The sequence below is a fragment of the Streptomyces sp. NPDC020490 genome, assembly GCF_044335305.1.
In the GTDB taxonomy this organism is placed as follows: Bacteria; Actinomycetota; Actinomycetes; order Streptomycetales; family Streptomycetaceae; genus Streptomyces.
Genome location: NZ_JBIRUY010000006.1, coordinates 23,397 through 36,586 on the forward strand (window position 1 = coordinate 23,397; position 13,190 = coordinate 36,586).

The following is a 13,190-nucleotide window of genomic DNA, read 5'->3' on the forward strand; positions in this document are numbered from 1 at the left end:
GGGGGGGGCGGCCCGGCCCCGGCCCCGCGCCACCCCCGAGCGGCCCGGGGGGCGGCCCGGGCCGCGCGGGGGGGGGGGGGGGCCCCCGCCCCCCCCCCCCCCGCCCGCGCCCCCCCGCCGCGGGCCCCCGCGGCGCCGCCTCGGCGACGCGCGGTTCGCCGAGGCGGCCGCGGAGGGGGAGCGGACCGGCTGGTCCCGACTCGTCGAGGTCACGCTCGCTTCCTGAACGTGGACACCGCCCACGCGTACCCGAGGACGGCGAGCCCGACGCACCAGGCGACGGCCGCGTACGCGTCGCCGCTCGACGGGTGGCCCGCCAGCAGCCCGCGCAGCGTCTCGATGACCGGGGTGAAGGGCTGGTACTCGGCGAACTGCCGCACACCCGCCCCCATCGTGTCCGCGGGCACGATCGCGCTGCTCAGGAACGGCAGCATGACCAGCGGCACGGTGGCCAGACCCGCCGACTCCGCGGTCTTCGCGGCCAGACCCAGGGCGACGGTGAGCCAGCCGGCCGCGAAGGCGAGCAGCAGGATCAGACCCAGCACGCCGAGCCAGTCGAGGGCGCTCGCGCCCGGGTCGAAGCCCAGCGCGAAGGCCACGGCGACGATGGCCGCGCAGGCCACCAGGCAGCGCACGGTGGTGACGACGACCTGCCCGGTCAGCACGGCGCCGCGGGAGACGTCCATGGCCTTGAACCGGTTGATGATGCCCTTGCGCATGTCGTCGTTCACGGCCGTCGCGGTGGACCCCAGCCCGTAGCTGACCGCCATCACCAGCAGGCCCGGCGTCGCGTAGTCGATGTAGTCCTCGCCGACGCTGAAGGCGCCGCCGAGCACCTTCACGAACATGAGCATGAGCACGACCGGGAAGAGGACCGCGTTGAACACCACGAGCGGATTGCGCAGGGTGTGCTTCAGGTTGCGGCGCAACATGATCGCCGAGTCGGCCAACGCCGTGGACAGGCTGCTCACTTCGCCACCGCCTCGGCACTCGGGCGCCCGGTGAGGGCGAGGAACACGTCGTCGAGGTCGGGCCTGTGCACGGAGAACTCCTGGGCGTTGATCGTGTTTTCGTCGAGCCGGTCCAGCAGGGCCCGCAGCGACCTCGACTCGCCGTCGCTGGGCACCCGCAGGGTCAGCTCCTGGTCGTCGCGCGCGGAACCGGCCAACACCCGTGCCGCGGCGTCGAGTTCGTCGAGGTCGGCGAACCGTAGCCGGACGTGGGTGCCCGGGACCTGGCGCTTGAGCTCCTCGGGAGTGCCCTCGGCGACCAGCCGCCCCCGGTCGAGCACCGCGATCCGGTCGGCGAGCTGGTCGGCCTCCTCGAGGTACTGCGTGGTGAGGAAGATCGTGGTGCCGGCGGCCACCAGTTCGCGGACGATCCCCCACATGGTGCGCCTGCTGCGCGGGTCGAGCCCGGTCGTCGGCTCGTCCAGGAAGATGATCCGCGGGTCTCCGACCAGCGTCATCGCCAGGTCCAGCTTCCGGCGCATACCGCCGGAGCAGGCCGACGCCCTGTCGTCCGCCGCCTCCACCAGGTCGAACCGCTCCAGCAGCCCCGCGACCAGCCGGTCGGCGGCAGGCACCCGCTTCAGGTCCGCCATCAGCCGCAGGTTCTCCCGGCCCGACAGCAGCTCGTCCACCGCGGCGAACTGGCCGGTCACCCCGATGGCCGCGCGCACCTGCCGGGTCTCGGCCGCCACGTCGTGCCCGGCCACGCGCACCGTCCCCGCGTCGGCCCTCAGCAGCGTCGCCAGGATGTTCACCGTCGTCGTCTTGCCGGCCCCGTTCGGGCCGAGCAGGGAGAAGACCGTCCCCGCGGGGACCTCGAAGCCGATGCCGTCGAGGACGGCTCTGTCGCCATACGCCTTGCGCAGCCCGGAGACCGCGATCGCCGAATTCTTCATGCCCCCACCGTCGCGACCGCCCCTGACACCCACCTGTCACGCCCCTGACACGCCCCCTGACACGCGCTCCCGACCCCGCGGCCGACGTCGTCGTGGGCGTGCCGATCCTGTGCCACGATCGAGGGAACGGTTCCCGATCCCACGGACAGGTGATCTCCCGATGTCCCAGGCTGGCGAGCGACCGAAGGAGGGGCGTGACATGACCGCCATGGCCCATGAGCCGCTCACGCAGGCGGAGGTCCTGCTGGAGGGCTTTCTCGCCCTGGACACCCCGGAGGGTTTCCGGGCCGAGCTGATCGACGGGGAGATCGTTGTGACACCGCCGCCGGACGGGGATCACGAGGACTACATCGGCTTGATCGTGGAAGAGGTGATCAGGAAATCGCGAACCCGCATGCAGTTCGCGGGAAACAAGGGGCTGAAGCTGCGGAGTGGGGGAGGCTGCCCGAAAGACCACGCGATTCCCGACGCGACGTTCGCCCCCATGGAGTTGCGGCTCTACCGGGGTGCCGAACCCTGGATGCCCTGCGACGGTGTCGCCATGGTGCTGGAGGTGACCTCCACCAAGCCCGCCGCCGACCGCGAGGCCAAACGCCGCTGCTACGCCCGCGGAGGCATCCCGCTGTACCTGCTCGTCGACCGCGAGGCCGCGTCGGTCACCCTGTTCAGCGAGCCGCGCAACGACGACTACCGCCAGGTCTGCACCCTCCCCTTCGGTAAACCGCTGCCCCTCCCCGAGCCGTTCGCCTTCGAGCTGGAGACCACGGACTTTCTCTGAACCCGCGGGCGTTGCACCCTGAGGACGACGCGGAGACAGGGGGCGGCGCGTGGATCAGGCACGGTGGACCAGGGCACGTCTCGGCCGGTGCGGCCCCCGCCTCGACCTGCTCACCGCCTGCTTCGACACGCACGTCTACGCGCCCCACGCGCACGACGAGTTCACCGTCGGCGTCTGCGTGGGCGGCTCGGAGGTCATCGACTACCGCGGCGGCCACATCCGCACCGGCCCCGGCTCCATCGTCGTCCTGGCCCCCGGCGAGATCCACACCGGCGGCCCCGGCACCCCCACCGACGGCTACGCCTACCGCGCCCTGTACGCGCAGACCGTGCTGCTCACGGACGGCACCCTCGGCGGCGTACCGCACTTCCGCGAGCCGCTGATCGACGACCCCGAGCTGGCCACGGCCGTCCTGCGCACCCACACCGAACTGAGCGCCTGCCCGGACCCCCTGGAGACCGAGTCCCGCCTGCCGTGGCTGCTCACCGCCCTCGCCCGCCGCCACTCCACCGCCCGCCCGGCGGACGACGCCGTCCCCGGCGCCGACCGCATCGCCCGCGTCGTACGCGACCGCCTGGCCGACGAACTCCTCGACCCGCCGTCCCTCGCCGACCTGGCCACCGACCTGGGCCTGTCCCGCTACCAGCTGCTGCGCGCCTTCCGCACCGCCATGGGCCTGCCGCCGTACGCCTGGCTCGCCCAGCACCGCGTCCACCGGGCCCGCGGCCTGCTGGACGCCGGTCTGCGCCCCGCCGAGGCGGCCGGCCTGGTCGGCTTCGCGGACCAGGCGCACCTGACGCGCTGGTTCCGCCGCGTGCTCGGGGTCACCCCGGCGGCGTACCGCAACAGCGTTCAAGACGCCGGGTGCTGACCAGCCGGACACTCGCCGCATGACTGCACGTGGCTGGTTCCTGTTCTCCCTGATGGGAGTGGTCTGGGGCGTTCCCTACCTGTTGATCAAGGTGGCGGTGGAGGACCTCTCCCCGTCGGCGGTGGTGTGCACGCGCTGCGCCGTGGGCGCGGCCCTGCTGCTCCCGTTCGCCCTGCGCGGCGGCGGTCTCCCCGGCACGCTGCGGACGCACTGGAAGCCGATGCTGGCCTTCGCGTGCCTGGAGATCATCGTCCCGTGGTTCACGCTCACGGACGCCGAACGCCACCTGTCCAGCTCCACCGCCGGCCTGCTGATCGCGGGCGTCCCGATCGTCGGCATCGCGGCGGCCCGCCTCCTCGGCGACACGGAACGGCTCGGCGCCCGCCGGGTGGCCGGCCTGGCGCTGGGCCTGGCGGGCGTGGCCGTCCTCACCGTCCCCCACCTCACCGGCGGCGACGCCCGCTCGCTGGCCGAGGTGCTGCTGACGGTCGTGGGCTACGCGACGGCGCCGCTGATAGCGGCCCGCAAGCTGAAGGACGTCCCGACGCTCCAGCTCATCGCCCCCTGCCTGGCCCTGGCGGCCCTGGTCTACGCCCCCGCCGCGGCGGCGACCCGGCCGACGGCCCTGCCCGCGCCCTCCGTGCTGGCCGCCCTCGCCGGCCTGGGCGTCGTCTGCACGGCGCTGGCCTTCGTCGCCTTCCTGGAACTGATCAAGGAGATCGGCCCGACCCGCTCGACGGTCATCACCTACGTCAACCCGGCGGTGGCCGTGGCGGCCGGGGTGCTGTTCCTGGACGAGCGGCTGACGGCCGGCACGGTGGCGGCCTTCGCCCTGATCCTGGCGGGCTCGGTGCTGGCCACGGCGGGCCGCGCGCGGAAGGCCCCGCCGCGCCCGGTAACATGGCCGACACGGCAGACGAGCCGGGCGGACGGCCGCGTGGAGTCCCCCTGACGGGGTGCTCCCCGAGGAACGTCCGGGCTCCACAGGGCAGGGTGGTGGCTAACGGCCACCCGGGGTGACCCGCGGGACAGTGCCACAGAAAGCAGACCGCCCGGCACTCAGGTGCCGGGTAAGGGTGAAACGGTGGTGTAAGAGACCACCAGTGCCCAGGGTGACCTGGGCAGCTAGGTAAACCCCACCTGGAGCAAGGTCAAAAGGAAGCACTCCGGTGTTTCTGCGCGGACGACCGAGGGCTGCCCGCCCGAGTCCGCGGGTAGACCGCACGAGGCCGGTGGCAACACCGGCCCTAGATGGATGGCCGTCGCCGGCGGGCCCGCGAGGACCCGCCGGAACAGAACCCGGCGTACAGCCCGACTCGTCTGCCGCCACTTGTCGCTTTGCCTGGGACTCCCGCACATCCATGTCTCCGCCGGGCTGAAGGCCCAGTCGGCCGACGGCAGGACGAGCCACCTCCTCAGCGCCAAGGTCCAGTTCCTCAGCGAGCTGATGGTCGTGGAGGTCACGTCGCCCACGATCACCGGGCCCCGGAACGCCGACCTCTACGATGTCCCACTGCACACGTTCGGCTGACCGGTAGTAGCCGGCGGAGCCAGGGGTGGTTGAGCACGACCGCTCTGATCGCGTCTGCCAACCAGGAGCGTGCCGGAGCGTCCAGCAGCGGCAGTACCGCTTCGAAGTCGATTTGGTCCCTCTCCCGGGTCGCCTTCGCCTTGTAGAAGAGCTGCACCTGGGGCGCGAGATAGGGGATACCCGCCTTGCTCGTCCGCCCGAGCCGGTCGATCGGGAGGCGGATCGCCGGGTGGCGCCGCGAGACCCAGTGCGCGTCCTCGGCCTCGTCCAGCATGAGCTGCACGGACCAGGGCGCCTCCGGCTTGCGCCGGCACCAGATGTCGTGGAGCGGAGGCCGAAGGACCTCTCCAGGGCGCCACGGTCGCAACTCCCCCTGGCCGGGCGGGTCCGCCACGTACAGGTCCCAGTCGGCGAGGAGATCCCGTACGCGGTTTTGGTCACGCCGAAGGAAGAGGACGTCGAGATCGCCATGTGCGCGCAGCTCGCGGCCGACCGCGAGTTCGATCGCGTAGCCACCGGCGATCCACCACGGGAAGTCCGCCTTGGCGAAGACCGCGGCTACATCCTCGGGACGATCCGGTACCCAGCGTCCCAACACGTCAGCACTCACCCATCCATACTCTCAGTGACCATACCGGCGGAGGCGAAGCCCTGTAGCGGTCGGCGGTTCGCTGGGGTGCCTTGTCGCTCGTTCACCCGGCGCTCATAAACGCCCATGAGCCTCAGAAGCTGTTGTTTCTCCGGGCTTGGGGACAACGTTCCGCTGCTCGGGCATAGGGTCGGCGATCCTGTGGGAGTGGTGGTGTGTCGTGTCGCCGCTGCTGCGGAGGTCATGGATGCCGTCGGTCATGAGGCTGCTGGAACAGCGCGAGCTCGTCGCTCGCCGTCGGGTGGACGAGTTGCGGGAGGAGGCCGACCGCATCCAGGCCGAGCTGGCCGTGGCCGAGCGCGACTGGAAGGAATGGGCTCTCGCTCGCTCGCGCGTGGGCGAGGTGCTCGGCCCGGCGGACGGGACCGAGCACGGCCACGACCGGGCGGACCGGACAGCAGCGACGGGAGGCGGGCAGGCCGGGGAGGCATCGGCGACGCCGGAAGCGGCGAAGTCGCAGGTGCCGGTGTGGCCTGAAGGGCTTGCGTGGTCGGGGTTGTCGGTGGACAACCAGCGCATCCTCGCCGTGCTCGCGGACCGGGTCCAGCTGGGGCAGGGGCCGCTGACCTATCAGGAGATGGCCGCTCTGTCAGGCATGGACGTGGTTCCGGCGCGGGTGGAGGCGCTGAGGGCGAATGCACCGTTTCCGAGACGGAGAAGTCACTTCCCCCGATGGCGTCCGACTCGGGGCCTGCCAGTCGCAGACCTCAAGCTGGTCCGGTCCGATGCCCGAGCCACGCACGTCAACCGCGTACCAGCCGCTCTCCCTGGCACGGACCGCTCGCCCGATCCGCTGCCGGCGTGGCCGTCTACCCGTCCCCCGGGATCGCCGACAGTTCCGCCAGGGCCGTTGCGTTTTCCTCGCGCCACCCCACCGCTGTTTCCTCCCATCCGGTCTCAGCTCGACGGATCCATGGAGCGAAGAAGTTCGAGCAACCCCTGCGCCGGCAGCAACTGGTCGTCAGTCACGGGGTCCGGGCTGAAATGCATCAGGCTGTTGCGGAACTGGCGGCACTCCTCGAGCGCCGTCAGGAAGTACTCCTGGTCGATGGCCCAGCCCAGGGCGGCCCAGTTCTCGGACACCTTGAGCAGGTGACCGTACGCTCCGAACGTCAAGTTGGCGGCCGAGTTCACCCGGGATGCGCGCCGTCCGGGGACCACCGCGCGGATGCGGTCGAGCGGTATGCACCGGTCGACCACACGCCGCAGCCTCTGCTCGATCTCCTCGACGAGCACGAAGGGGCGTACGCGGGTCCCGAACTGAACCGTCAGGTCGGCCGCCGTGACCAGACCGCAGACCTTGTGATCGCGGTCTCGTACGAGCACGTACCCGGACTGCTGGACGGTGCCGATCCAGTCCAGCAGGTCGTCCGAACGGTCGGCCTCCTGGCCCCTGACCGTGGCGGATTCGAGGCTCGCGTGGGGATCGGCCATGTGGGCGCGCCCGATCGACTCCCAGCTGACGACGCCGCGCAGTCGTCCGTCCTCGTCGAGGACGGGAAGCTGGCTGTAGCCCCGCAGCACCATGAGCGTCATGGCGGTCTTGAGATCGGCTCCCACCCTCACGAACTCGGGCATGCGGTTCGCCGACTCGAGATTGCTCACGCGGTAGGCGACGGTCTGTGTCTCGGCCTCGCCGTCGGCCTCGACGACACCATGGAGCACCGTCGTGGTGTCCGCGAACCGGGTCACGGCGCTGGTTCCGGACGCGTCCGGCTCGGCGCCGCCCGCCAATACGGCGATCTTGCTGTCGATGCTGCCTTCCGTGAAGGGCGGCACGGTCACCAGTCCGCGCTGGTCGAGATCGTTCTTGATCTGCTCGACGGCGGCCGGGTACCGGCGCTGGACGCCCCAGACGGCGAGGAAGTCCCGGATGGACAGCGTGAGCGGTTCGTCCGCGGTGCGGCGGCGCACCTCCTCGTACAGTTTGGTGGGTTCCGTCAGGCTGGCGGCGAACTCGTCGGCGTCAGGCCGTCCGGGGTCGGGCTTGCCCTCGGCGAGGGCGGCGATGCGCTCCGCCGCCGCGAACCTGCTGAGTTCGAAGACGGTCAGCAGAGACCCCATGCTGTCGAGCAGATCGGGCTGGATCGACTGCCGGTCGATGTCCTTGACCAGCCACTCCACCCGGCGGATGTGGCGCGGACCGTCCGTGGCCCGTGCGTCGTGCTCGTAGCCGCCCGTGATCCGGCCCACGGCCACCCGCCACGATTTCAGCGGCAGGACGACGAAATCCCCTGGCTGTATCTCATGCACGAAGCGGTAGAGCTGGCCGGTCCAGTTGCCGACCGTGTAGGGGCCCTCGTCGGGATAGGCGGCCGCCACGGCGGCCTTGATGTCCTCGCGGGTGGTGAGGCCGGTCAGGTCTCCCAGTTCGTGCCACCCGGCCAGGAGGACCCCTTCCTCCAGGGCCGCGTGCTCCCTCTGTCCGTTCTCTCCCGCCCGTACCACCCAGGCCCGCATGCCGTGCCTCCCCGTATGAACATGACACCCGATCGCGCAGCGTGTTCATGTATAGCGTCCAGTGTTCAACCACCCGCCGATTCAAGCCAGGTCGAGAACGACCATCGCCTCTCCTTCACTGACCGCCTCCGCCGTGACACTCCCCGTAAACTGATCGACAGCAGTGCGGCCGGGGGGCCGTGACGTGAGCGTGGGGGTACGAGAGCGCCGATGGAGCCGCTGGACGCCGACAAGGACCCCCGTGTGCTGGGGCCTTTCGAACTGCTCGCCCGGCTGGGGGAAGGCGGTATGGGCGTGGCCTATCTGGCCCGCCGGATCCCCTTGGACGGACTCACGGACGAGCTGACCGCGACGTACCACCTGGTCGAGCCCGACGAGGGCGCGGACGCCGCGGAGTCGAGCCTCGCCGTGGTCAAGATGATTCAGCCGCACCTGTTGGACAAGCCGGGGGCCAGGAAGCGGTTCGACAGAGAGATCGACACGATCCGGGCCGTCGTCAGCGACCGGGTACCGGCACTCCTCGCGGCCGACACCGACGCGCCGGAACCGTGGTTCGCCATGGACTACATCGCGGGTCCGTCGCTGCACCGCATGGTGATGGAGTCCGGCACGTTCTCCGTGGGCCCCTACGCCGCCCTGGGCCTCCACCTGGTGGACGCCCTGCGCGCCATCCATGGCACGGGGTTGCTGCACCGCGACCTCAAGCCGGACAACGTCGTACTGGGCCCGCACGGCCCGGTCGTCCTGGACTTCGGGCTGGCCACCCTCATCGAACGACGGACCAGCCAGGCGATCACCGGCCCCGGTGAAGCCTGGGGGACCAAGAAGTACATGTCCTACGAGCAGCTCCACGACTTCCCCAGCGCCAAGGAACCCACCGACGTGTACGCGCTCGGTGCCACGCTGTTCTTCGCGCTGACCGGCAGGCCGCCTTACCCGGAGGAGCCCCTGCTCACCCCGCCGCACTGGAACGGTGTCGGCGCGGACTTCCGCCCGCTGCTCGCGCAGATACTGGTGGACGTCCCCGGCCTGCGTCCGGACCTGGACAGGGTGGACATGGGGCTGCGCGCCCTCCTCCACGAAGCGGGGCTGACCCAGGACCTGGCGTTCGAGCAGCTGAGGGTACTGGTGGCGGAGGCCGGCCTGGCTCCGGAGCTGCCCCCCGAGGCACGCTCCGGCGGTGTCGATCCGGCGGTGCGGGATCTGGCCCAGCGGGCGGTCGACGCGGGGGCCGCGCCCGACGCGCCGTGGGCCGGGGGCACGCCGGTGGACCTGTCGAGTGGTGGCGCGGGTTTCTTCGGCATCGTCGACACCGACGACATCGAGCTGGCCGTGGATGCCGCCGAGGACGGCGTACCGGCCGGGTACACGCCGACGGTCGTCGACCAGCCCGAGGCGCAGCCCGCCGAACCACTTCCCGCGCCGAACCCACCGGACGAGATCTCCGAGGGGCCTTCCGTCGAACCCTCCGACCCCACCAGCTACCACCTGCAGCCTCCGCGGCCGGCCGAGGAACCGCCCGTGGCTGCCCCGCCCCGTGCCGCGCTGCGCGTGGCCGAGCGGCTGCGGAAGGCCTATGCGCACAGCGGCAGGCTGTAGCTGCGCGGACGGCGCGGCCAGAGGCCGGAGGAGTCGCCAGGACACGCGGCCCCTCGTGCCGTGCCCTGCCCGGCCGATCGCCGAAGCCCCGAGCCGTCCTCCGCAGGGTTCCCACCTCACCTCTGGGGAGCCCTAGGCTTCACGGGGACGCCCTGCCCTCGGCGGCAGCGGCCACCACCCGGCTTCACCGCCGCAAGGCGTCGCCCGTACGACCCGTAGGACCCGAAAGGACCCGCACCTCATGCCCGACACCGCGCCCGGCAGCACCGAGGACCGCCCCGCCGCCCAGGCCATGGCGCAACCCGAGGGAGCTCCGCCCGCCGGCACGGTGATCGAGGTGCGGGACGAGGAGTGGATGGTCCGCAGCTGCGACGAGGTGCGGCCCGGCGAGTTCGTGATCGAGGCGGTCGGAGCGTCCGAGCTGGTGCGCGGGCAGGAGGCCCGGTTCCTCGTGCCCACGATGGACCGGCCCCGGATCCTGCTTCCCGAGGACACCGAGCTCCGCGGCGACCGTTCGCCGCACTTCCGGCGCAGCCGCCTCTTCCTGGAGGCCGTGCTCCGCAAAACCCCGCTCCCGCAGACCGAACGCCGGCTGGCACTCGCCGACGGCTTCCTCCTCGACCGCATGGACTACCAGCTGCGGCCCGCCGCGAAGGCCCTGGCGAACCCGCTGCGGCCACGGCTCCTGATCGGTGACGTCGTAGGGCTCGGCAAGACCCTGGAGATCGGGGTGCTGCTCAGCGAGCTGATCCGGCGCGGCCGGGGCGAGCGCATCCTCGTCGTCACGCCGGCTCCGGTGCTCGAACAGTTCCAGCACGAGATGTGGACGCGCTTCTCGCTGCCCCTGGTGCGGCTCGACAGCGCCGGCATCGCCCGGATCGAGCGGAAGATCCCGGCGGGCCGTAACCCGTTCACGTACTTCAAGCGCGTGATCATCTCCATGGACACGCTCAAGAACCCCAAGCGCTACCGCCCCTGGCTGGAGCACATCCGCTGGGACGCCGTGGTCATCGACGAGTCCCACAACCTCATCAACCAGGGCAGCGACCGGCGCGCCCTCGCCGACCTCCTGGCCGAGCGCACCGACGCCCTCGTACTGGCCAGCGCGACCCCGCACAACGGCGACATGCAGGCCTTCACCGGCCTGATCCGCCTCCTCGACCCGATGGCGGTCAAGGACCCCCGCAACCCCGAGGCCGAAGAGCTGGACCACCTGATGCTGCGCCGCACCAAGGTCAGCGCCGAGGTCGCGGCGCAGCTCAAGGACCACTGGGCGCCGCGCGGCGGCTCCCACCCGGTGCGCTGCCGGGCGAGCGAACTGGAGGAGCAGGTTTTCCAGGAGCTGGCCGAGCACTGGCTGGGGCGGTCCGACGCCCAGGCCGGTACGGAGGACAGGCTGTTCCCGTACGTCCTGCTCAAGTCGTTCCTCTCCTCGCACCGGGCCCTGTTCGCCACGGTGCGTGAGCGGCTCGCCAGGACGGGCCACCGCCTCCCCGACGGACACAAGATCGTCGACGCGCCTCCGGCCGACGTCGAGGCACGCACGCCCGAGGCCGCCTCCCTCCTGCGTCTCATGGAACTCGCCCGCGCCATCGACCGCGCGGCCGGCGGGGAGGACGGGCTGACCGTCACGTCCAAGCTCGCGGGACTGGTCGAGGAACTGCGCCGCATCGGCGTGGGAGCGGGCAACGTGCCCCGGGCGGTCGTCTTCTCCGAGCGCCGCGAGACCCTCGACTGGCTGGGCGAGGCGCTGCCTCCACTGCTGGGCTGGAAGAAGAAGGACGACGCCAGGGCCGCCGTCAAGGTGCTGCACAGCACCGGCGTCTCGGACAAGGTGCAGATGGAGTACGTCGACGAGTTCGCCCGCGCGGGCGGCGACGTCCGTCTGCTGCTCACCGGCGACGGCGCCTCCGAGGGCGTCAACCTGCACCGCCAGTGCCACCACCTCGTCCACTGGGACCTGCCCTGGAGCCTCATCCGGGTCGAGCAGCGCAACGGCCGCATCGACCGCTACGGCCAGACCGAGCCGCCCGAGTTCCGCGCGATGATCCTCGAATCGTCCGTCGAGGGCGCGCTCGACGACACCGACATCGCCGAGAAGGTCCTCGCCCGCGAGGCGCGGGTGCACGCCGTCCTCGGCGCCGTGGAGGCGGCGACCAAGGAGAACGACGGCGACCTGGAGGAGAAGCGCGTCATGGAGGCGCTGCTCAAGGGCGAGGCGCCGCAGGAGGCCGTCGCGGACCTGGAGTCCGTTCCGCTGGACGAGGGTGTCACCCCGGCGGACCTGCCGCTCGCGCAGCAGCTGAACGCCGAGTTCGGCGCGGCCGGCGACCCGTTCGAGGACGCCGACTTCGACTTCGACACGGACTACGACGGCGACGCGGGCTTCGACTTCGACGAGGCCCCCGACACCTCGGACACCCCGGGTGCCCCCCAGGAGGAGCCGGCCCCCGCCGCGCAGACCGCCGCTCAGGCCCCCCTTCACCACGTCGAGGAACTGCGCCTGTTCAAGGACCGCCGCGCATACGTCCTCGCCGGCCTCGCGGAACTGGCCGACCTGGAGCCCTTCCGCCTGGACACCACAGTGAACGGCACCGACCTCAGCTTCGACACCCCGGACGACCTCGCCGACCGGCTCGACGTGCTGCCCGCCGGCTACCTGCGCGACCAGGGCATCACCCGCCGGATGAAGCTCACGTTCAGCAAGAAGGACGCGGCCGACTCCCTGAAGCGGGCCCGCGAGGACGCCGATTCCTCCTCCCTGTGGCCGGACGCCCACTACGTCGGCGAGCTGCACCCCGTCATGGAGTGGATCACCGACAAGGTCCTGGTCCAGCTGGGCCGTCAGCAGGCACCGGTGATCCAGGTGGACCGCACCCGTCTGCCCGAACCGGTGTTCCTCACGCAGGGCGTGTGGTCCAACAAGGACGGTCGGCCCACGGTCGTCGCCTGGCTGGCCGTCGACCGGCTCGGCCGACCGGACGGGCAGCCCCGGGTCAGGGAACTGACCCGCACCCTCCTCGCCGACCTCGGCCTGGGCCCGGACATGCCCGACCACTTCGCCGAGGGCGACCCGGCCGCGCTCCGCCGCCACGTCCCCGAGGCCGTGGAGGCCACCCGCCGCGAGATGAGGCGGCGCCGCGAGGACGCGGAGAAGCTGGTCGACCGCCCCTTGCGCGAGTACGAGAAGAGGGTCGGCCTCTGGCGCGCCCAGACCCTCCCCGGGTTCAGCGGCGGTCGCACGGCCCGCGACCGCGCCGCCGAGAACCTCGAAGAGGCGGCGGCCCGACTCCGTACGACGGGCGAGCCGATGGTGCGTGTCCTGGCGGCCCTGGAGCCCAGCTCATGACGACGTCCCGGTCTCCCCGAACCACCACCACCGACACGATCCGGCAG

General features: G+C 71.6%; 8 protein-coding genes, 1 other RNA gene and 2 pseudogenes. 7 read left to right on the forward strand and 4 right to left on the reverse strand.

Annotated features, from left to right (window positions below; translation table 11 throughout):
* Window positions 1-209: 209 nt before the first annotated feature.
* Together ACH4ZX_RS08895 and ACH4ZX_RS08900 are read right to left on the reverse strand one after the other, a co-directional pair.
* Window positions 210-971, reverse strand: a complete 762-nt coding sequence (locus tag ACH4ZX_RS08895; protein ID WP_398269732.1) for an ABC transporter permease — start codon at window positions 969-971, stop codon at window positions 210-212.
* Window positions 968-1,906: an ATP-binding cassette domain-containing protein gene (locus ACH4ZX_RS08900; protein ID WP_398269735.1), complete on the reverse strand. Its 939-nt coding sequence runs from the start codon at window positions 1,904-1,906 to the stop codon at window positions 968-970. Before ACH4ZX_RS08900 ends, ACH4ZX_RS08895 begins: the two co-directional genes overlap by 4 nt.
* A gap of 208 nt (window positions 1,907-2,114) precedes the next feature.
* Here ACH4ZX_RS08900 and ACH4ZX_RS08905 point away from each other — a divergent pair, with 208 nt between their 5' ends.
* From ACH4ZX_RS08905 to rnpB, 4 genes and pseudogenes are all read left to right on the forward strand, one after another.
* A complete protein-coding gene (locus ACH4ZX_RS08905; protein WP_398270183.1) occupies window positions 2,115-2,684 on the forward strand; it encodes a Uma2 family endonuclease in 570 nt (189 codons plus the stop codon).
* A 49-nt stretch (window positions 2,685-2,733) separates the two neighbouring features.
* Complete coding sequence (locus ACH4ZX_RS08910; RefSeq protein WP_398269738.1) at window positions 2,734-3,555, forward strand: helix-turn-helix domain-containing protein; 822 nt, start codon at window positions 2,734-2,736, stop codon at window positions 3,553-3,555.
* A gap of 52 nt (window positions 3,556-3,607) precedes the next feature.
* Window positions 3,608-4,354, forward strand: a pseudogene (locus tag ACH4ZX_RS08915) (DMT family transporter); the annotation flags it as partial.
* Window positions 4,355-4,472: 118 nt separating this feature from the next.
* Window positions 4,473-4,878, forward strand: an RNA gene (gene rnpB / locus ACH4ZX_RS08920) — RNase P RNA component class A.
* A gap of 152 nt (window positions 4,879-5,030) precedes the next feature.
* Here rnpB and ACH4ZX_RS08925 read toward each other — a convergent pair.
* Window positions 5,031-5,696, reverse strand: a complete 666-nt coding sequence (locus ACH4ZX_RS08925) for a nucleotidyltransferase domain-containing protein (protein WP_398269741.1) — start codon at window positions 5,694-5,696, stop codon at window positions 5,031-5,033.
* Between the two features lie 226 nt (window positions 5,697-5,922).
* Here ACH4ZX_RS08925 and ACH4ZX_RS08930 point away from each other — a divergent pair.
* Window positions 5,923-6,375: pseudogene (locus tag ACH4ZX_RS08930) on the forward strand (hypothetical protein); the annotation flags it as partial.
* A gap of 257 nt (window positions 6,376-6,632) precedes the next feature.
* On the opposite strand, the gene ACH4ZX_RS08935 reads toward ACH4ZX_RS08930, so the two are convergent.
* Entirely contained in the window at window positions 6,633-8,195 is a 1,563-nt protein-coding gene (locus ACH4ZX_RS08935; RefSeq protein ID WP_398269745.1) for a CBS domain-containing protein, read from the reverse strand.
* A 210-nt stretch (window positions 8,196-8,405) separates the two neighbouring features.
* Between ACH4ZX_RS08935 and ACH4ZX_RS08940 the strand changes: the two genes are divergently transcribed.
* Both ACH4ZX_RS08940 and ACH4ZX_RS08945 read left to right on the forward strand, forming a co-directional pair.
* Complete coding sequence (locus tag ACH4ZX_RS08940) at window positions 8,406-9,794, forward strand: serine/threonine protein kinase (RefSeq protein WP_398269748.1); 1,389 nt, start codon at window positions 8,406-8,408, stop codon at window positions 9,792-9,794.
* Window positions 9,795-10,035: 241 nt separating this feature from the next.
* A complete protein-coding gene (locus tag ACH4ZX_RS08945) occupies window positions 10,036-13,143 on the forward strand; it encodes an SNF2-related protein (protein ID WP_398269751.1) in 3,108 nt (1,035 codons plus the stop codon).
* Window positions 13,144-13,190: the final 47 nt, after the last annotated feature.